General features: G+C 34.0%; 21 protein-coding genes, 1 tRNA gene and 4 pseudogenes. 13 read left to right on the top strand and 13 right to left on the bottom strand.

The window, feature by feature from the left end:
• Window positions 1-28: 28 nt before the first annotated feature.
• Window positions 29-101, bottom strand: a tRNA-Thr gene (locus tag OOT12_RS06590).
• Between the two features lie 19 nt (window positions 102-120).
• On the opposite strand from OOT12_RS06590, the gene OOT12_RS06585 reads away from it, so the two are divergent.
• From OOT12_RS06585 to pdxH, 3 genes are read left to right on the top strand one after another with little or no spacing between them, the layout of a single operon-like run.
• Complete coding sequence (locus OOT12_RS06585; protein ID WP_230609012.1) at window positions 121-342, top strand: hypothetical protein; 222 nt, start codon at window positions 121-123, stop codon at window positions 340-342.
• Between the two features lie 17 nt (window positions 343-359).
• A complete protein-coding gene (gene mutM, locus OOT12_RS06580; protein ID WP_264375214.1) occupies window positions 360-1,175 on the top strand; it encodes a bifunctional DNA-formamidopyrimidine glycosylase/DNA-(apurinic or apyrimidinic site) lyase in 816 nt (271 codons plus the stop codon).
• 15 nt (window positions 1,176-1,190) lie between these two features.
• The gene (gene pdxH, locus OOT12_RS06575; protein WP_006014087.1) at window positions 1,191-1,784 is read left to right on the top strand and encodes a pyridoxamine 5'-phosphate oxidase; all 594 of its coding nucleotides are present in this window, start codon (window positions 1,191-1,193) and stop codon (window positions 1,782-1,784) included.
• A 106-nt stretch (window positions 1,785-1,890) separates the two neighbouring features.
• On the opposite strand, the gene OOT12_RS06570 is transcribed toward pdxH, so the two are convergent.
• The 4 genes from OOT12_RS06570 to trmD form a co-directional block, all read right to left on the bottom strand.
• Window positions 1,891-2,688: a phosphoribosylformylglycinamidine synthase subunit PurQ gene (locus OOT12_RS06570; RefSeq protein ID WP_064085770.1), complete on the bottom strand. Its 798-nt coding sequence runs from the start codon at window positions 2,686-2,688 to the stop codon at window positions 1,891-1,893.
• Entirely contained in the window at window positions 2,685-3,938 is a 1,254-nt protein-coding gene (locus OOT12_RS06565; protein ID WP_264375215.1) for a PstA family ABC transporter permease, read from the bottom strand. The genes OOT12_RS06570 and OOT12_RS06565 overlap by 4 nt, the downstream gene beginning before the upstream one ends.
• Window positions 3,939-4,101: 163 nt before the next feature.
• Window positions 4,102-4,479, bottom strand: a complete 378-nt coding sequence (rplS, locus tag OOT12_RS06560) for a 50S ribosomal protein L19 (protein WP_264375216.1) — start codon at window positions 4,477-4,479, stop codon at window positions 4,102-4,104.
• Complete coding sequence (gene trmD / locus OOT12_RS06555; RefSeq protein ID WP_264375217.1) at window positions 4,476-5,174, bottom strand: tRNA (guanosine(37)-N1)-methyltransferase TrmD; 699 nt, start codon at window positions 5,172-5,174, stop codon at window positions 4,476-4,478. The genes rplS and trmD overlap by 4 nt, the downstream gene beginning before the upstream one ends.
• Before the next feature lie 65 nt (window positions 5,175-5,239).
• Between trmD and purC the strand changes: the two genes are divergently transcribed.
• The gene (purC, locus tag OOT12_RS06550) at window positions 5,240-5,962 is read left to right on the top strand and encodes a phosphoribosylaminoimidazolesuccinocarboxamide synthase (RefSeq protein ID WP_264375218.1); all 723 of its coding nucleotides are present in this window, start codon (window positions 5,240-5,242) and stop codon (window positions 5,960-5,962) included.
• Here the strand turns inward: purC and purM are convergent.
• Complete coding sequence (gene purM / locus OOT12_RS06545) at window positions 5,959-6,996, bottom strand: phosphoribosylformylglycinamidine cyclo-ligase (RefSeq protein ID WP_264375219.1); 1,038 nt, start codon at window positions 6,994-6,996, stop codon at window positions 5,959-5,961. The genes purC and purM overlap by 4 nt on opposite strands.
• A gap of 137 nt (window positions 6,997-7,133) precedes the next feature.
• Between purM and OOT12_RS06540 the strand changes: the two genes are divergently transcribed.
• The 3 genes from OOT12_RS06540 to virB9 all read left to right on the top strand — a co-directional run bounded on the left by OOT12_RS06540 (window position 7,134) and on the right by virB9 (window position 8,873).
• Window positions 7,134-7,409, top strand: a complete 276-nt coding sequence (locus OOT12_RS06540; protein ID WP_012481935.1) for a hypothetical protein — start codon at window positions 7,134-7,136, stop codon at window positions 7,407-7,409.
• Window positions 7,373-7,759, top strand: coding sequence for a histidine phosphotransferase family protein (locus OOT12_RS06535; protein WP_225247280.1), 387 nt, complete (start codon window positions 7,373-7,375; stop codon window positions 7,757-7,759). Before OOT12_RS06540 ends, OOT12_RS06535 begins: the two co-directional genes overlap by 37 nt.
• Window positions 7,760-8,087: 328 nt before the next feature.
• Window positions 8,088-8,873, top strand: a complete 786-nt coding sequence (gene virB9 / locus OOT12_RS06530) for a P-type conjugative transfer protein VirB9 (protein WP_007302273.1) — start codon at window positions 8,088-8,090, stop codon at window positions 8,871-8,873.
• Window positions 8,874-8,880: 7 nt separating this feature from the next.
• On the opposite strand, the gene OOT12_RS06525 is transcribed toward virB9, so the two are convergent.
• Both OOT12_RS06525 and mraY read right to left on the bottom strand, forming a co-directional pair.
• Window positions 8,881-9,474 (bottom strand): ribonuclease HII, encoded by a 594-nt coding sequence (locus tag OOT12_RS06525; protein WP_213863879.1) that lies wholly within the window; start codon window positions 9,472-9,474, stop codon window positions 8,881-8,883.
• A 5-nt stretch (window positions 9,475-9,479) separates the two neighbouring features.
• The gene (gene mraY / locus OOT12_RS06520; protein ID WP_264375220.1) at window positions 9,480-10,460 is read right to left on the bottom strand and encodes a phospho-N-acetylmuramoyl-pentapeptide-transferase; all 981 of its coding nucleotides are present in this window, start codon (window positions 10,458-10,460) and stop codon (window positions 9,480-9,482) included.
• A gap of 157 nt (window positions 10,461-10,617) precedes the next feature.
• On the opposite strand from mraY, the gene OOT12_RS06515 reads away from it, so the two are divergent.
• From OOT12_RS06515 to OOT12_RS06495, 5 genes and pseudogenes are all read left to right on the top strand, one after another.
• Window positions 10,618-11,595 carry a hypothetical protein gene (locus tag OOT12_RS06515; protein WP_264375221.1) on the top strand — a complete coding sequence of 326 codons (978 nt, stop codon included), beginning with the start codon at window positions 10,618-10,620 and terminating at the stop codon, window positions 11,593-11,595.
• Window positions 11,596-11,663: 68 nt separating this feature from the next.
• Window positions 11,664-12,227 (top strand): DNA-3-methyladenine glycosylase, encoded by a 564-nt coding sequence (locus tag OOT12_RS06510; protein WP_264375256.1) that lies wholly within the window; start codon window positions 11,664-11,666, stop codon window positions 12,225-12,227.
• A gap of 348 nt (window positions 12,228-12,575) precedes the next feature.
• Window positions 12,576-12,698, top strand: a pseudogene (locus OOT12_RS06505) (IS110 family transposase); the annotation flags it as partial.
• Between the two features lie 216 nt (window positions 12,699-12,914).
• Window positions 12,915-13,874 (top strand): IS110 family RNA-guided transposase, encoded by a 960-nt coding sequence (locus tag OOT12_RS06500; protein WP_264688607.1) that lies wholly within the window; start codon window positions 12,915-12,917, stop codon window positions 13,872-13,874.
• Between the two features lie 198 nt (window positions 13,875-14,072).
• A pseudogene (locus OOT12_RS06495) lies at window positions 14,073-14,972 on the top strand (IS110 family RNA-guided transposase); the annotation flags it as partial.
• Window positions 14,973-15,094: 122 nt separating this feature from the next.
• Here OOT12_RS06495 and OOT12_RS06490 read toward each other — a convergent pair.
• Window positions 15,095-15,319, bottom strand: a pseudogene (locus tag OOT12_RS06490) (helix-turn-helix domain-containing protein); the annotation flags it as partial.
• A 148-nt stretch (window positions 15,320-15,467) separates the two neighbouring features.
• Window positions 15,468-16,487, bottom strand: coding sequence for an Mrp/NBP35 family ATP-binding protein (locus tag OOT12_RS06485; RefSeq protein ID WP_264374522.1), 1,020 nt, complete (start codon window positions 16,485-16,487; stop codon window positions 15,468-15,470).
• 79 nt (window positions 16,488-16,566) lie between these two features.
• On the opposite strand from OOT12_RS06485, the gene OOT12_RS06480 reads away from it, so the two are divergent.
• The gene (locus tag OOT12_RS06480) at window positions 16,567-17,937 is read left to right on the top strand and encodes a WD_0033/WD_0034 family tandem repeat-containing protein (RefSeq protein ID WP_264374523.1); all 1,371 of its coding nucleotides are present in this window, start codon (window positions 16,567-16,569) and stop codon (window positions 17,935-17,937) included.
• 79 nt (window positions 17,938-18,016) lie between these two features.
• Here OOT12_RS06480 and OOT12_RS07405 read toward each other — a convergent pair.
• From OOT12_RS07405 to rsfS, 3 genes and pseudogenes are all read right to left on the bottom strand, one after another.
• Window positions 18,017-18,175, bottom strand: a pseudogene (locus OOT12_RS07405) (IS4-like element ISWosp8 family transposase); the annotation flags it as partial.
• 142 nt (window positions 18,176-18,317) lie between these two features.
• A complete protein-coding gene (gene tyrS / locus OOT12_RS06475; protein WP_264374524.1) occupies window positions 18,318-19,580 on the bottom strand; it encodes a tyrosine--tRNA ligase in 1,263 nt (420 codons plus the stop codon).
• Between the two features lie 228 nt (window positions 19,581-19,808).
• Window positions 19,809-20,126: a ribosome silencing factor gene (rsfS, locus tag OOT12_RS06470; RefSeq protein WP_007302263.1), complete on the bottom strand. Its 318-nt coding sequence runs from the start codon at window positions 20,124-20,126 to the stop codon at window positions 19,809-19,811.
• Window positions 20,127-20,177: the final 51 nt, after the last annotated feature.

Below are 20,177 nucleotides of genomic sequence, written 5' to 3'. Positions count from 1 at the left end.
TTGACTTTATGAATATCGTCCTCTAAACTGCCGTTACCAAGATTCGAACTTGGGACCTCGTCATTACCAATGACGTACTCTACCACCTGAGCTACAACGGCAAGTTCACGTATTATGATAATGAATAACATGAAAAAAAATAAGGAAAAAGAAGAAGAGAGAAAAAGATTGGCAAAAGCTTTAAAGCAAAATATTCTAAAAAGAAAAAAACAGCAACAGAGTAGACAAAGCAGACCCCTTCCAAAATTTGTTTGTGGTGAGGAATTTTTAGGAGAAAGCGCCGCAGAATACCCAAACGTATTTGAGGAAGCTTTAACAACAAAATTACCATCAGAAACTTAAGTTTTGAAGGAGGTATCATGCCAGAACTCCCAGAAGTGGAAGTCATCTCTAACTTCTTATTTGATAAAATCAAAAATAAGAAAATAAGCAATGTTACAGTCAATAATTGGAATTTGCGTGTACCAATAACAAAAAATATTGATGATTTGCTAAAGGGCAAAGTTATAAATGATATCAAGCGTAGAGGTAAATATATAATCTCGAATATAGATGCTAGTATGGCTGTAATCATACATCTTGGCATGAGCGGAAAGCTTATATATGCTGAAGACAATCAAGCACAGAACAAACATGATCATGTGATATTCTTATTTTCTGACAACACTTCACTAATCTTTAATGACCCAAGAAGGTTTGGATTAGTGATTGTTTTAAACAGAGAGCAAGAACTAAATTTTTTTAATAACCTAGGAATAGAACCCCTCACAGATGAATTTGACGGACATTATTTACAGAAGTTGCTAAAGAACAGAAAAGCAAATATCAAATCAGTATTAATGAATAATAAGCTAATAGTTGGCGTAGGTAACATATATGCTTCTGAGAGCTTATTTAGAGCTCGAATATCACCACTTAGGCTAGCACAAGATTTAACATATATAGAGTGCGAAAAACTTGCTATCGAAATAAAAAATACTCTGAGTGATGCAATTGCTGCTGGTGGTTCAACACTGAAAGATTATGCACAACCATCTGGATCTGCTGGATACTTTCAAAATAACTTTTACGTATATGGTAAAGTGCAAAAACCTTGCAGAATCTGCAACAATATCATAACACTTATACGACAAAATGGTCGTAGCACTTATTTTTGCAATGCATGTCAGAATTAAATTTTATTTTTGCATATGACACTCTTACCTGAAAAAGATCCTTTTGATTTGTTCTCAAAGTGGTATCAAGAAGTACTTAATTTTCCGTGTAAAGAGTCAACTGCAATGACGCTAGCAACGTGTAGCAAAGACTGCATTCCATCTGCAAGAGTGGTATTACTAAAGGAATATAGTAAAGAAGGTTTTGTGTTCTTTACTAACGTAAACAGTAGAAAAGGAAAAGAATTGACTGAGAATCCCAAAGCTGCACTCGTATTTCATTGGACAGAATTTTCTAGACAAGTACGAATTGAAGGAGAAGTTAGGCTTCTAAGCGGCAAAAAGGCTGACGAATATTTCTCTTCTCGAGCACGTGATAGTCAAATTAGCGCGTGGTGCTCAAAACAATCAAGAGTTCTGAAAAATTGGCAAGATTTTGAGCAGGCTATAGAATTGAAAGAGAAAGAATTTCACAATACACAAGTTTCTCGTCCTGACTTTTGGGTGGGATTTTGCGTAATCCCAAAGGTAATTGAATTTTGGCAAGAAGGTGAATATAGGAGACACACTAGATTTAGATATACTCTTGTTGAGAAAAGCAATTGGAAAGTGGAACAATTATATCCCTAACGTTAGAGAAAGCTACTCTGCAGATCAAAGATAAGGATTTATTGTCATAACAGGAAAGTAACTTTTTATGGCTTAAAAACTTGTTGTATGTAACGTATTGTAATACTTACGCAAAATATTTTAGTGCATTCTCAAATATGAGCATTCCATCACCATATTTTGGCATAGCCACTCCTGAACGTTTACATTTTTCTTTTTCAAGAGGCCAGTTGTCCTGCTGAGTAAAAAATATTCCTCTCTCTGGGTGAGGCATTAAAGCTAAAACTCTACCACTTTTGTCTGACAAAGCTGCCAGGTCGTATATAGATCCGTTTGGATTGTAAGGAAATTGTAAATTTGCATAGTCACCATTTTCATCAACGTAACGCAGTGCAACGGAATTATTTTCAATCAATTGATTTAAAATATCTTGATCCATAAAAAACCTACCTTCTCCATGAGCAACAGGAAGATATAGCTCACTCAGGCCCCGTAGCCAAACAGAACTACTCTGCGGATTAACTCTTACTCTAATCCAACGACATTGGTAATTACCTATATCATTAGAGGTTAAAGCTAGATTAGAGAATTCTGGAACTAATTTTACTAATATCTGGCAACCATTACATATCCCTATAATAAGCTTATCCTGAGATAAGAAATTTTGAAATTCGTCTAACAAGTTGTTTTTTATACGCAAAGCAAATGCATTACCAGCACCAGTATCATCACCATAGGAAAAACCTCCTGGAATTGCAAGTATATTGCTTAATTTCAGTTCACTTGGATTATCTATAATATCATTAATGTGAACGATTTTTACTTCAATATTATTAATACCAAGCTTTCTGCTGCATTCCATAAATGCAAATGCAGTTTCTTTTTCGCAATTCAAGCCATAACCAGATAGGATTGTAATTTTCATGAATCAAAAAACTCGAACTTTCTTTTTACAAAATTTGCTATTAAATTTAAAGCAAATAGCATTAACAATAAAGCTATAATTGCAATGGCAGCAAGCTCAATAAATGCAATTTCAGGACTACTTGACCATATGTATATTTGTACAGGTAAAACAGTTGCCGGATCGAAGAAGGATGTAGGTGTATCAGCAATAAATGCTACCATGCCTATCATAAGTAAAGGGGAAGATTCGCCTAAAATCCTTGCAATTGCAAGCACTGCACCATGTATTATCCGTGGCAACGCAATCGGTAAAGAGTGATCCAATATCACCTTGATGTGAGGTGCACCTAGCGCAAACGCTGCATCTTTTATTGCAATAGGAACGTTTGTAAAGGCATTTTTTGTTGCAATAATAATATTAGGCAGCATCATAAATGAAAGAGTCATCCCGCCAACAAGCGGTGAAGAACGGGGTAAACCAAATATGCCCAAGTAGAGAGTCAGTCCTACCACACCAAATATTATCGAAGGCACTGCAGCAAGGTTATTCATGCTAATTTCTACAATACTGGTTATTAGCCTATTTCTAGGCATAAATTCATAAAGACAGATACCTGACATAATTCCTATTGGCAATGCCAACGCTAAGCATACTATAATTGTCATTAATGAACCGATAAATGCCCCTAAAATCCCTGCATTCTCAGGCTCACAAGAATCAGACTTAAGAAACAGAGACTTATTAAAAAATTTTCTTACTCTTCCCTTCTCTTTTAACCAATCAAGTAATTTAGCATAATGATCATTCAAACATTTATTTTTATATAGTGAATTGATCACACTCGATGCGGTAAACCAAATCTCATATTCACCACTATTTTTTACTCTCTTAAGAAAAAACCTCTCTAGCTCCTTGTAAGAGTTACGACTTAAAATTTCGTCACTGTCTTTAAAGTCAATTCCTTCAAACACTTTATGTAAAGAGTTATTGAGTAGTCTAATGGACTTATATCGTAAATCACCAGGATTATTAGTTAAAATAAGATCAGCATTTATTTCAACTGGCAATAAAATTTTCGTTACTGTTAAAGCACTGTAAGAGTTAACTAATATACTTAGTAATATACATATAGGACACCCAATTGAGACAATCAGTGCTGTAAAAGAGCAAAAGCATAAAATGTTGTTCTTTTTATTTTTTCTTTTTACACGAGCATGTACGCGCTTAGATTGAAGTAACTTAAGAAAGTTTTTCTTTATTATACCCATTTACTTTTCTTTACATGAGGATTTGAAAAAACTTTCCCCTTTTTCCAGTGATTGACACTGGGATGACATCACAGCGGGAGGCAAACGTACAGTTGTGCGCCACACACTGGGATAATAAGAGAGAGTTTTGAGATGATACAATTGACATCACTCCCTATTGTATCTACTTAGATTTTTTTTTAACATAAGTAGTACGTTCTTTGATCCTTGCAGCTTTCCCAAATAGCTTGCACAGATAATATAATTTTGCTCTACGGACCTTTCCCTTTCTTATCACTTGTACTGAAATTAATGCAGGAGAGTAAACAAAAAATTGTGATACTATACTTTCTCCATGACTTACCTTTCTAACTGAAAAAGAAGAGTGTAATCCACGATTTCTTTTTGATATACATACGCCCTCAAATATCTGTATACGCTCACCCATACTATCAACTACCTTAAAAGTGACCTTCAAATCATCGCCAGGACAAAAAGCTGGCATCTCTTTGGCTAACCTTTGTATTTGTTGTTCGTTAAATTTTTCAAGTAAGTTTGTCATTTATCATCTCCATTCAACAATTCAGGTCGACGTTCCTTTGTTCTAACATATGACTGTTCCCTTCTCCAATCACTTATTTTTCTGTGATTGCCAGACAACAGAACCTTAGGAACTTTGTACCTACTCCACTGCTCAGGCCTAGTATATTGAGGATATTCAAGCATACCACCACTATAACTAAAACTTTCTTCAGCAACGCTATCGAAATTATTTACTACACCTGGAAGAAGCCTAATACATGCATCAAGAACCACCATTGCAGCTGGCTCACCTCCCGAAAGTATATAATCTCCAATACTTAACTCATAAGGAGTATACACATCAATTACTCTTTGGTCAACACCTTCAAATCGACCACACAATATTGTTACATGAGGAATTTCTGTTAGCTCCTTTGCAATGCTCTGATTAAATTTTGTACCAGATGGAGTCATATAAATAAATCTAGTATTTTTATGAGCAGAAAGCACATTATCAACTGCATTACCAATCACATCTGGGCGCATAACCATCCCTGCTCCACCTCCATATGGAACATCATCTATAGTTGAATGTTTATCTTTAGCAAAAGAACGAATATTTACTATTTCAAGATTCCATATTTTTTTTTCCAACGCTCTTCCAGCAAGAGAATAGTTCAAAAACCCGGGGAACATTTCTGGAAATATGGTTAACACTGTAACACTAAACGTCATTAGCAAATTTGTAGTAAACTAAGCAGCAATTTGATATTATCTTATAGTATACAGCTAAATTAATCATGTCACTGAATAAAACGATATACGAAGGTAAAGCCAAAGTCATTATTGAAACTGAAGACTCATCAACTGTTATACAGTACTTTAAAGATGATGTTACAGCGTTCAACAAGGAAAAATATGAAATTATTGAGGGCAAAGGAATAATTAATAATCATGTTAGTGCTTTTATCATGGAAAAGCTTGAAGAAGCAGGAATTAGCACGCACTTTATAAACACTCTAAACGAAAGAGAACAGCTAGTCAAAAAACTCAAGATAATACCTCTTGAGATAGTGGTTAGAAACATTGCAGCTGGCAGCTTTTGCAAACGTTTTAATATCAAAGAAGGTGAGACACTTACATCTCCTATAATCGAGTTTTTTTACAAAAATGATGACCTAGCCGACCCAATGGTGAATGAAAATCACATACTATATTTTGGTTGGTTATCCAATAAAGAAATGGAAGAAGTTAAAACTACAACTTTAAAGATCAACAAAATCTTAGTCGACCTATTTTCAAATGCAAATATATATTTAGTTGATCTCAAGTTAGAATTTGGCAAATTGATAAACAACAGCACTAAAATCATTTTAGCCGATGAAATCAGCCCTGATAATTGTAGGCTATGGGATAAAAATACTCATAAAAAGCTAGACAAAGATGTTTTCCGTTTAAATCTAGGAAACTTAAAGGAAGCATACTCAGAAGTTGCAAAAAGACTGTCAGTAAAGTTAGACTAACTAAATACTACTCTATCAAGTGGAGGGTGACATGCCTCATCAAGTTTTCCAATAATCTCAATTTTTTCTCCACGCTTTTGGAAATGGCTTTCCACATCCTTCATATTATCGGGATCTACAATCAGTACTATACCTATGCCGCAATTAAATGTTTTTAACATTTCTCTCTTTTCTATTTTGCCTTCTTCTTTCAGCCATAAAAATATATCTGGCCATTTCCAAGAATTAATATTTATGTCTACAAATAAATTTCCTGAGAGAATTCTTGGGATATTGTCTATTAACCCGCCACCTGTTATATGCGCAATGCCTTTTACCTTTGGCATAATAGGCAACAAAGAATCAACATATATCTTTGTTGGCTTAAGTAATATTTCACCCCAAGATTTATTATTCCATGGAGATATATCATTATAATTTATACCTAAGCTTTTAAAAATATGGCGCACCAAAGAAAATCCATTTGAGTGAATTCCATTTGATTCTAAACCAACTACACAGTCACCTGCTTTCATTATACTACAATTTGGAAGAATTTGCTTTCGATCAACAACACCAACCACAAACCCTGCAAGGTCATAGTGATTGTTACCATACATTCCAGGCATTTCTGCAGTTTCTCCACCAACTAATGCTATTTTAGATTCCTTGCACCCTTCTGCAATGCCCTGGATTACAGACAATAAAACGTTTTTGTTTAAAACGCCTGTTGCAAAGTAATCAAGGAAAAATAAAGGTGTTGCTCCTTGTGCAAGTAAATCATTTACACACATTGCAACTAAGTCTATACCTATAGTATCATGCTTATTCACCTCTTGAGCTATTAATAGTTTTGTGCCCACTCCATCAGTTGAGGAAACAAGTACTGGATGGTCGTATTTCTTACTCAGCGAAGAAAAGTCAAACAATGCGGAAAATGATCCTACTTCACTAATTACTTCTTCTCCTTTAGTCTTTTCAATAATAGGTTTAACTTTTTTTATTAGTTCATTATATAGTTTAAGGTCTATTCCAGATTTAGCATAAGTATTCATAACGCCTTCATAAATCTTATAATTATTAATACTACATTAATGCTTTGACACAAAAAGCGCAACGAAACTTTCTCTTAAATTGACTACTACATGCCTACCAATATAGGGTTAAATTAAATCATTTATACTTTTATCCAATGAATAAAAACATAATGTTAATAACAGAATGCCTATCAGGACGAATTCTTCATGATTTTGCTAGTTCTATGCAAGGAATAGTGGGTGGATTGGAAGAGCTTGAAGAAAACAACCCTAATATGCAAAACGAAGCATTGTCATTGCTTAAAGAAAGCTCCGATGATTTAATATATAAATATAAAGTTATGAAGCAAGCGTATTCTCATTCATCAGATAATTGCAGCTTTGTTAAGACTAAATCCAATATAGAAAATTATTTATTAAAAAAAAAGTAAAGCTTCAGTGGAGAGTAAGTGAATGTCCTACAGAAAACTTAATTGAAAAAATAAATAAGATAATTTCCAATATGGTGATAACTATAATCAGTGCAGTGGCACAAATTGAATTAGTGTCTATTTTACTGACTAAAACAGAAGATAAAACACTACTCACTATAAAAGTAGTAAATGAACATAAATCAATAAGTACATTATTAGTGAGCAAATTAACAAAAAAAAATGATATTCGTTTGGATACAAAAGACATTATTATCTATATGACTTCTTTACTGTTAGAACAGTATAACACTAAAATCAATTGCACTTGTGAAAGTAATTCACTGAATATAGGCTTAACTATAACTTGAGATGGCTTCATATTTCATAAAAAGGAATCGATACTATAAATTTGAATCTTGGATAAGGAAAGGAAAAATTTTGTGGAGTAACCTAGACATAAAATCTGTAGTTAATTTCTTTGCAGGGAGTGTTAAATAAACTGTGTCAAACCGAGAAGTAAAAATAAAATAGAAACAAAAAATGGAGGTTTGACACAGTTTATTTAACACTCCCCTTTTTCCTGCAGTAATGAATTATTATGGAGCTTGCATTTTCTGTCGCTTACTACTGGGATAGCTTAACAGTTGCAGTGCATGTCTATCAATGATAAAATGAAGATCAGTTTATTTTGATACTATGATTAGGGTACTCTTTGTTGCACTATTATTTTTTTGTGGTGGTTATGCACTTGCAAAACAGGAACCAAGACCAATAGCTGGTGATAACCACATAAAGGTAATGAATTATAATCCACAGGCTATACATAAGTACACGGGCTTTTATGGTTATCAATCCAGCATATTGTTTGAGCCAGGGGAGGTAATAGAGAGTCTTTCAATGGGTGATGCAACCGGTTGGCAACTCCTTCCTCAAGGTAATAGATTATTTATTAAGCCTATAGATGATATTGCCGATACTAATGCAACTATAATTACCAATAAAAGAGTTTATTATTTCGAATTTCATGCTGAAGAAGCAAACGGGCTAGATGATCCAAGGTTAGCATATGAAGTAAGGTTTCTTTATCCACTGTTCAACAGTGATGAAATTTATTCAACGAGTAACGGTGATATTCTAGAGCAAGCTAGTCATACCACTATCCCTGATATAAGTGATATTGAGGTTATAAAGAAAGGCTTGAATTTTAACTATTCCATCTCGCACGTTAAAGGCAGTCAATCAATAATACCAATTAAGGTTTTTGATGACGGAAAATTTACATATCTACAATTTAATAAAATAAACTCTGATTTCCCGGCAGTTTTTATGGTTGATTCTGCAGGATATGAATCCTTGATAAATTTTCGTACAGTTGATGACTACCTGATAATTGAAAGAGTAAGCTCGGTATTTACCTTAAGAAACGGATCAAGCACAGTCTGCCTGTTTAATGAAAACATACCTTTCAAAAAAGGTAAGTGATTAAAGGCTATAGTATTCTTATAGGTGCAAAATTCTTTCTATGGTGCTTCGTAATTCCATGAAGGCCAATAGCGCTGAGGTGTTCTTTTGTTCCATATCCCTTATTTTTATACCAATTATATTGAGGATGTTTATTATGCAATTCTTCCATAAGCCGATCTCTTGTAACTTTTGCAACGATTGAAGCAGCTGCGATTGATATACTTAAGCTATCACCATTCACTATAGATTTTACTTGCCATTTTACTTCAGGTGGTTGATTACCATCAACTAGCACATAATCTAGTTCTAGATTCAAGTTTGCCAACGCACGTTTCATTGAAAGCTTTGTTGCTTGCAAAATATTGTATGAGTTTATTTCTTCTACGCTTGCCATTCCTATACCAAATTTTGCAACAGACGTTATTTTTTCGTATAGAACTTGCCTACACTTAGGGGTTAGCTTTTTTGAGTCGTTTATTCCATCAATAACCGTATCTCTATCAGTAAATATTACAGCTGCAGATATCACTGGACCGGCAAGCGGACCTCTTCCAACTTCATCTACTCCTGCTATAATTCCTGATAATGTATCTTCTAATGTGAAATCTGGATATTTCATAGTTCCTATAATAAGAAAGTTAAAGCAAAAATCGAACAAGCAATAGAAATTATCCAAAATTTTATAACTATTGTATTTTCTGACCACCCTTTCTTTTCAAAGTGATGATGTATTGGTGTCATAAGGAAAATTCTTCTTCCTGCTCCATATCTAAATTTTGTATATTTAAAATATGATACCTGAATAATCACAGATAAAGTCTCTATTACAAAGATTATTCCAATAACGGCAAAAAGCATTTCTTTTTTAATTAGAACACTAGTGAGTCCTAAAGCTGCACCGATTGATAGGCTTCCAACATCACCCATAAATATTTTTGCTGGATGTGTGTTAAACCACAAGAAACTTAAAATAGCTCCTATAAATGCAATGCAGAATAAAGTAATGTTTACATCTGTCTGAGTGATGTATGCAATTAGCCCCAAAAAAGCAAAGGAAGTAATGGCTTGAGTTGCAGCAAGGCCATCTAGGCCATCTGTAAGATTCACAGCATTAGAAGAGCCAACAATAACAAATGCAGCAAACGGAAGATATAGATAGCCAAGGTCGATTGCTACTTCTCTAAATAGAGAAATTTTTGTAAAACCTTCAGCAGATTGTAGCTTAAGTATAAACATACAGACCAGAGTAACGACAAACTGAATAAGTATTTTGGTTTTTGCACTTAAACCTCGGTGGTGATTTGTCTTCAATTTTAAATAGTCATCAATAAATCCAAGTAGAGCAAAAAATAGAGTTATAAATACCAGCAATGAAATTTCTGGTGTTAATTGAGTCCAAAGCAGGATTGGTAATAAAGCAGAAGTTAGTATTATTATTCCACCCATAGGTGGTATATTCTTTTTTGTTATTAAATGACTTTCTGGTCCATATGATCTGATTGGTTGTCCATCTTTACTTATCTTTTTTAGAAGTTTTATAAAATAGGGAAAGAGAATAAACCCAAAAATAAATGAGATAAAAAACGTCTTTGTAGATGAGATCACCTGCCTATTCAAAATTAACTAGATATTATACCAAAAGCTTTACCTAATCTCAATTTATACCTTTTTATCAGCTTATTTTATTTGGAGTAAATTTAGTTATTGATTAGTTATAGCAAAGTTTGCATACTGATATTTAGTTAATGGTAAGAGGTGGCATATGTTAGATTATATTAAAAAGCTTTTGTGGGCTACTACAGTACCTGATAATGAGAGTCGAGTTAAAAGTTCTTACACGCATATAGTAGAGAAACCTTCTTTTGGTGATGCAGCTTCAAAGTTGAGTAAGGAAGAAAGGTCAGAAGAGCATCTTGTTCTTCTAAAAGGTAAAGGCAATAGCTCTGGTACAACTGTAACAGAAGGATCGTCTAGTATTCAGAATGCAGTATCAGGCAAGGACAAGCGTGGATATATCAAATTAGACAGTGATGAAGAATGGGATAAATTCTTTGAGTTACAGAATGATTCTGACACTAATATTACGAACAAAGAACCTTTTTCTCGGAAGAAAGGAGAATCTCACTATCATGGTAAAGAGATTGTAGGCAAGATTGCTGACCAAATTAAGGCAGAGATATCGAAGGTATATACCATAGAGTCCATAATGATAAAAGAAGGCAAAAGGGAAGGTAATATTGTTTATCCTACCGTAAGAGTTGTGCTACATGCCAATAAAGAAGGAGCAGATATAGCTAAACTTCTAGGCGGTAGTATATGTAAAGAGTATGGTGTAAGAACAATTACATTTTGTCATCCTAATCAAGAAAAAAAGAGAGGGGCATGTTGCTATATTAATAATGATAGTGATAATGAGGAAAGAGTTTATGAAATAATTAGTGGGTTATATGAAATGACTTTAAAGTGGTATGTTGATGGAAAAGAATGCAAAATTAAAGTTAACATTGACGGTAAGAACGGTGTAACTCTCCTTGAAGGGAACGGTGTTACTGCAGAGCAGTTGCGTGCAAATAAAGAAGTCAAAATAGGTAAGAGACGTGAGCCAAAATCTTTATATGAAGCGTTAGTACCGCAATTGCAACAAAAGAGCTCTGAATCAGTCAAGGTTTTACAGCAGCCTTCAACAGATGTAACAAATGTGACAACAACACCAACTTCTACTTCTCAGAGATGCTCTTAACTAAATAAATAAGAAAAAGCAAAAATAGTACAAGTTGCTTACAAATGTAAGTAACTTGTACTTCTATGATGAATAACACAATATTACCAAGAAATTTCTATGAACGGCCAACTTTAACCGTAGCTGGGGAGCTGCTAGGGAAGATGCTGAAATTTTCTAATTTTAGTGGAATAATAACTGAAGTTGAAGCGTATATAGGAATGGATGACCCAGCTTGTCATGCAGCAAGAGGCTATACTAATCGAACCTCAGTAATGTTTGGTACGCCAGGGTTTTCGTACGTATATTTTATATATGGAATGTACTATTGTCTAAATATTGTAACAGAAGCAGAAGGATTCCCAGCAGCAGTGTTAATACGAGGATTAAAGCTCATTGAACCGCTTGAAGCAAATTTAGGCGGGCCAGGCATACTGTGCAAAAAATTAAACATTACAAAAGAACATAATAAACAAGACCTTACTATAAGTCATGAATTTTGTCTCTATGAATATCACCTCAAACCAGATTATGTGTGCACTCCAAGAATCGGAATTAGTAAAGGCAAGGAGAAATTTTGGCGATTTAAAAGTTGCGTTTTAGCAGAAATGCCTAAAATCACACTCAACAATAAATATAGACCTCCTGCATAAACTAGATAAAAAGGCAAATAGCCTTTTATGTTTACCAACAATAGACTTCTTGGATAACCTAAGGATATTTTTTGATCTTCTATGGGGGAGATGGTATGAATAAGTATTGCTTGGTTGGAAGCAAGAGAAGATAATGACTTCTCAGAGTGGATAGGTGGCAGGTTGGATGTTTTTCTGAAGCACTTTCTGCCCAGGGAGTAGAAAGAAGACTTCGTGGGGGAGATTAACTGCCCCTGCCACCGAAAATCATCGTGAGGCTCACAAAATGTGATGACCTCGTATAGGAGTTTGGAACAACCGGCAATATTCTACTCTGATATATTGAAATATGCAATTGGAGGAAAAAATATGCGTCACATTGGAGTCGATTTACATACCAATAGTTTTACTGTTTGTTACTTACAAGAAGGGAAACCTGAGCATATTCAAACGTTTCGCTTAAAAGACTTGGATAATTTCACCAAAGATCTTATATGTTAAAAACAAGTCTTTATAAGTATTAAGAAGTAGTAATATAAAGATGTATAGAGAAGAGGAACCGTCATAGATCTTGGTCATAAGGGACCGTATTGGAGCAAGGTTCTCTTCTCTGTTTATATACTGAATAGTTCCGAACAACTGATTGAGTTTTTAGGCTCGTATATAAGGGTGGAAAATGCAGTATTATATTATTCTTACGGAGGAATTATGAATTCATCAAATATCATTGCTGGCATTGATGTTAGCAAAAATAAGCTAGATATCCACATTCATCCACTTGGACATTATAAAGTATTTGAAAATGACGTTCAAGCTATTGATCAAATACTCGACTTTTTACGTTTGCATAATGTAACCAAAGTTGGACTTGAAGCAACTGGTGGGTACGAAAAATTATGTGCTTATACTTTACTAAGCCATGGTTTCGAAGTATATGTTATTCAACCTAGATGGGTTAGAGATTATGCAAAAAGCCTTGGTATCGCTACTAAAACTGATAAAATAGACTGCAGCATCATCTCACGTTATATCAATAATACAGATATGCGTGTTACTCCTTTAAAGGTTAGTAATATTGACAGTTTGAAGCAAAAGTTATCTCGCAGAAATCAATTAGTGGAAATGGCAAAAATACAAAAAACTCAAGCTCATCAAGTAACTGATATATCCATAATCAAACAAATGGAAGAACTACTTGCCATTTTGCAAAGTCAAATTCAAGTTTTAGAAGACGAGATGATAACATTGATTGAGCAAAGTCAAGAGCTTAAAGAAAAATACATATCAATAACTAGTATGCCAGGAGCAGGTAGAATCTTAGCTATTACTATGATCTGTTATCTACCAGAATTAGGAACTCTCCGACATAAAGAAATATCTAGCCTTTCTGGAGTTGCACCTTTTAATCGAGATAGTGGTTTTAGTAAAGGAAAAAGATGTATTCAAGGTGGTAGATCACAGATTAGAACAGTTTTACATATGTGTGTTCTTAGTGCACAAAAGTACAATTCTTATATAAGAATCTTCTTTGATAGGCTATACGATCAATACAAAAAACCATATAAAGTTGCTTCTACTGCTGCCATGAGAAAATTACTTATCCTTGCTAACTCTTTAATCAGAGATGGCAGGGTTTTTACTGAGGAATATAGCCCTAAAGCTGCTTAGATTGAAAATTAGTGTAGTTGTGGATAAGTGCGCTTACACAGACTGAAAGCACTTATCCACATCCACACTTCTTAAAAGAATTCAAATCAAATACTACAACTTAAATTACGTAAAATGTGTTAAAAGCATCTTTGGCTTTATAGTCCACTAAGTAAAAATTTATTTTTAGTATTTTTCTATTGACTTTTAACACAACTGCTTCAAGAAACAGATGAAGTAGCCATAGAGGCAACAGGTAACAGCTGTTTCTTTTATGATGCAGTTTCACCTTACGTTAAACGCATAGTAATAATTGCTCCTGGGCAGTTTGAAGTTGTTCGTCGCTCTGTGAACAAAACAGATAAGCATGATGCACGAGCTATTGCTTTCTTTCTCAGCAAAGATATGTTGCCTGAGGCAAGGTGCAAAAACAAACAATGCCAGCAGTTAGCTTCTCTTCTTCAAATGAGAGATCAGTTAGTAAAGTCACGGGTATCTTTAATCAATAAAGTTCATGGTCTTTTTAATTACCATGGAATAAAAATTAAAAAAGAAGTACTTACAACTAAAGTAGGATTTGAACGTGCTACTCAAAAGCATAATTGGGATCCTTTAGAAAAAGTTGAAATTGAAGTGATTAGCTATCATTTAGAAGCTATCCGAGAAAGCCTTAAAAAGCTTGAAAAGGAAATTATAGCTTTCGCTAAACAACTTCCTGGGTTCAGCAATCTTATCAGCATAAAGGGAATAGGTCCAATTTCTGCAGCTGTTTTTATTGTAACAATCGGAGACATTAATGATTTCCGTAGACCTGAGAAACTTACTGCATATTTTGGAGTTGTACCAAGAGTTTCTCAATCTAATCAGCAATGTACAATTGGAAGAATTACCAAACGAGGGTCAAAAATAGCGCGTACTTCTTTAGTTCAATGTACTTGGATTGCTGTACGTTACAGTCCTTACTTGAAAAGCTTTTATGAACATATAAAAAAGAAGCGTGATTCTGCTAAGGCTATAACTGCTACTGCTAGAAAATTTCTTATAACTATTTTCTACACTCTTAAAAATAACTGGGTTTTTAAAGATTTTACAAAATTTGAAATTTCTACTGGACAATAATCATAGGAGTTGAACATTCCCTTTTTATAAAACTTTTGCATACTCCTATTTAACTTTAATAGCTCTTTATCTTCCTGAAATCTGGATGTTTTATCAATGCATCTTCTATTCAGCCGTTAGCAAGAACTTTCACTTATTCCATAGATTTGCGCTATATGGAAATATGTACGGTATTTACACAAATATTCGAGTGCTATTAATAAATATATTTGGTTTTCCTCCTCTTGCCTTTTTCTTGGCCTCTTCCTCTATTAAAATTTCTATTATTTTTCCAATGTTTTTCTTTTTACTCCTCTTAGTCTTCGAAGCTTCTCTTCATCAAGTTTACTTACCTGCTCAAAATTTATACCTTCCCTAATATTGCTTCTACTACTTGTTTCTTAAGTTATCCAAGAAGTCTATTGTCTGTTCAGATACGAGGTCGCTGCTGCCATTTGAAATATTTTATTCACCTAAAATTACATTCTACCTATTTTAAAAGTAGTTTAAAAAACTTTATAGACTACATACAAAAGACCTAACATCTTTAGCAATGCCTTCATAAATCCTTACTAAATCCTCACTTAGTATTGAAGGATTTCCACAATCAGAAGCACTACATATTTGCGGATCTAGAGGAACTCTGCCCAAGAGTTTGACTCCCAGCTCTTCAGACATTTTTTTTGCACCACCTTTTCCAAATATGTGTATTTTTGAATTATCTTGAACAAAATAGCTCATATTTTCCACAATGCCGATAATTGGCACGCTGAGCTTTGTGAACATATCATAAATTTTCTGTGCATCGACTAAAGCAAGCTCCTGTGGAGTTGAAACTATTATTGCTCCAGTTAAACTAAAATTCTCCATCAGACTTAAATGTACATCGCCAGTGCCAGGCGGTGTATCAATGATTAAATATTCTATATCAGACCACCTTGTTCCCATTAGCAAATTGTAAAGTGCTTTTGTGATCATAGGTCCACGCCATATTACTGCGCGGTCCTTATCAATAAAATAGCCAATTGAAATAGTATAGAGACCATGTTTCTCTATAGGCATTGCTTTACCACTCTGTATTTCTGGTTTTAATTTCTCAGTGCCCAACATTTTAGGAATCGAAGGACCATATATATCTGCATCAACTAGCGCAACTTTATGTTTTAATTCTACTAACGAAAGAGCTAGATTTAGTGCAACTGTTGACTTACCCACACCTCCTTTACCAGAAGCAACGACAATTATATTTTTCACTCCTTCGATATGAAGTTTAGCTTTTTGTTGCCTAGCTTGTTTTTGACCAGTAGCAACTACAGTAACCTTTCCTACTCCCGGTATCGCCTTAACAGCTTGCTCACAATTTTTTCTTAATTCTTCATTTGGCTCAGTAACTTCAAGAGCAAAAGCAACATCTTTACCCTTAATAACAATTGAGGATACTACACCAACATTCTTACCACTTTTCTTCTCTATAACCTTTTTTAGGCTCTCTCTTACGATTTCCTCATTAACCTGTGTAAATTTTTTCCAGAACATATGATGAAATTTTTTCTATTGGTGTATACTAACATAGAATAATTAAACTGCACTGACTTTAAAGCGAGGTTACAAGAATATGCTAAATGATAACAACTTAACACAAGCACAACGAAATTTGCATTTTAAGTTGAAAAAGGTAATATCAAATGGTGAGGGAATTAGTAATATCTTGAAAGTAGCCTCAGAGAATGATTTACTAAAAGTTCTTACAATAGGATATACTACACAATTTCCAAGAGGTGGGGAACGCACTTTAACACTACTTAGCCTCGCCATATTCAAATGTAATGACGAATGCGTTAATTCTATTTTAATACATTCTCAAAATAACGGTACACTGCAAGAGATTATTAATACTGAAAATATTATAAACTATCAAGATAGTCTGATATACACCTTAACATCGCTTGGCTTTGCTATACATTACAATAAGCCAAGATATATTAATGATATTTTAACAAAAGCCCAGGACAGTGGAATACTACAAGATATTCTTGCTGCTAGAAATATTGTACAGTATTTCAATACTAAGGAGTATGCTTTAACACCACTCAGTTTCTCTATATATAAAGGTAATAAAGAATGTATCAGTTCTATTTTAGAAAAAGCTCAAAATAATGATATGCTGCAAGGCGTTTTTATTGCTGAAAATATTTTACAGTTTTCAGATGGTCTGACGCATATTTTAACACCAATTAGCTTTGCCATATATGAAAATAATAAGGAATGTTGTAACTACATTTCAACAATGATTCAAAATAATGTTGTATCGCAAGATATTCTGAATAATTGGACATACATTTTAACATTGCTTGGCCTTGCTATATATAGAAATAACAATGAGTATATTAATTCTATTTTAAGACAAGCTCAAAATAATGGTACGCTGCAAGAAGTTCTTACTGCTAATAAAAATACTATGTGTTCTCCAGATGGTTGGACGTACAACTTAACATCACTTGGCTTTGCTATACATGAAGGTAATCATGCACATATTAATTCGATTTTAACTCAGGCCCAAAATAGTGGTATATTGCAAAATGTTCTTGCTGCTAAAAATACTGTATATTCTCCAGATGGTTGGACGTACAACTTAACATCACTTGGCTTTGCTATACATGAAGGTAATCATGCACATATTAATTCGATTTTAACTCAGGCTCAAAATAGCGGTATATTGCAAGAGATTCTGACTACTGAAAATACTATAAACTATAAAGACGGTCGGACGTACAGCTTAATACCACTTGGCATTGCTATATATAAAGGTAATATTGAATGTATTAATTTTATTCTAGCACAAATTAATGATATGCCGCAATACATCATCTATGCTGCCTTTCAACCAACTGCAGCGATTAATGAAAGGAATATTAGGATTAGTAGTGCATTAGATAATGTATCTATTTCTTCTAGGTATGTTAGAGAAAATAGCAAAGTCAATTAATTTCTTAAGTAACTCTTTCTTGCAAGTACTACTTTTTTATGTATCTGTTCAGGCAATGGCGTTAACTTAAGAGAATAAATTAGCAAGCTCTCCTAAAGGCATGATGGCGTTTAGGCTTATCTACTTTATTGCAGCTATACAATCTTCACGTTAACTTTAGTGCGTATACTTAAAAAGGGCTTGAAAATTTTTTGGTTCCAACAAGCACCTGATAAAGTTTTTGTTTCATTATAGCAAATCGACAGCAAGAAACTGCTAGCGATAGTAGGGTTGCCTAGCGATTCTGCCACAGTATCAGCTGCTTCAATGATATCCATTTGTCCCTATAATTGTCTTTTCCCGCCTACCTTATTTTACCACTCTGCTGAACAGAGACAAATTTACTTTCTTACTTCACTCACTAAAATTTTAATATGACGTTTCTTTCCTGCAGACAATTTTATGAATGACTGATCTTTGAAGCTCTCAGAATTTATTATATAGTTAACATCATTTATAGTATTATCATTAACTTTACATCCATTTCCCTGTATTAAACGCTTTGCCGCACCTTTTGAAGGTTCAAAACCGGTGTCATGAAGCAAGTCTATCAGGAGTATGCCATTTGCAACTTGTTCTCTTGTGATGGTGTAACCAGAAAGCAATGAACTGTCTTCATTTTCAAAAGCAGAGATTGCAGTAAGTCGTGCAGTTTCTGCTTCTTTATCACCATGACATATTCTTGTTACCTCTGTTGCCAAGACCTTTTTTGCTTCATTTATTTCTTGATCCTTCAAGGACTCTAGTTTTTTAATTTTATCAGTTGGTAAATCAGTGAAAAGTCTCAAGAAACGACCAACATCTTGATCATCAACATTGCGAAAATATTGCCAGTAGTCATAAGGCTTGAGCATACTGCCATCAAGCCATACTGCACCACTTTCAGTTTTGCCCATCTTTTTTCCTTGTGCGTTTAATAAAAGAGGTGTGGTAAGACCAAACAGCTCAGGTAAATTTAACTTTTTGCCAAGTTCAATTCCGTTTACTATATTTCCCCATTGGTCTGACCCTCCAATCTGGAGACGACAGCCATACTTTTTATTCAACTCGACAAAATCATAGGCTTGTAACAACATGTAATTAAACTCGAGAAAGCTTAGATTTTGCTCCCTATCTAGCCTAATTTTCACACTATCAAAGCCTAACATGCGATTTACAGAAAAATGTGTCCCTATATCACGCAAAAAGTCTATATATTTTATGTTATCTAACCAATCTGCGTTGTTTACTATGATTGCACCAGTTTTTCCATAATCGAAAGATATCATCTTCTCGAGGGTTTTCTTTATACCAAGTATATTTTGATTGATATCTTCTATCGGCAAGACGCTTCTTGCTTTGTCTTTACCAGATGGGTCACCAATTTTTGTTGTGCCACCTCCAAGTAGAATTATTGGCTTATAACCGAATTTTTGTAGGTGACGGAGCATCATGATTTGAATGAGATTGCCAATATGCAAACTTGGTGCCGTACAATCAAACCCAATGTATGCAATTATATAATTATCTTGTGATAATAGCTGTTCTAACCTATCAATGTTTGTACATTGATATAGGTATCCTCTTTCTTGAATGAAGTTTAAAAACTCGGATTTATGTTTCATAATATGTTATTTTGTGTGTAAACGGTGTTGTTAACGATGGCGTCATTCCAGTGCTTGACGCTGGAATCCAGTTTATTATGAAATTTCATCAAAAATGTTGTATAGTGTGCTCGTTTATGATTAAGTTTTCTAGATTCCAGCGTCAAGCACTGGAATGACACCACCAACTTCATAAGGGTTGCCTTCAAAATTACAACATTTGAAAGTGTATACCAGCTACCTGGATAATCAATTCCATAACTCTTCTATCTTATAATATTCTCTTACTTCTGGCCTGAATAGGTGAACCATTATACCTTGAAAATTCACAATCACCCAGTTACCTTCATCCATACCTTCTACATCTATTTTATCATATTGCTTGAGATTTTTCATCACGTGCTCAGCTAATGCTTTTACATGGCGGCTCGAATCACCGGATGCAATGATCATATATTTTGCAATGACAGTTTTATTCTGTACATCAAAAGTAACTATATCTTGACCTTTGTTTTGATCTATTACATCTACAATTGTATTTTTTATTGATTCTGTATCACCATTCATTATTCTAAATTATATAATTTATCTGTAATGATACACTCAAAATTTCTGAAT

The sequence above is a fragment of the Wolbachia endosymbiont (group B) of Parapoynx stratiotata genome (genome assembly GCF_947250635.1).
In the GTDB taxonomy this organism is placed as follows: Bacteria; Pseudomonadota; Alphaproteobacteria; order Rickettsiales; family Anaplasmataceae; genus Wolbachia.
Note: the sequence above shows the minus strand (reverse complement) of the source record. Positions and strands in the feature narration are given on the sequence as shown.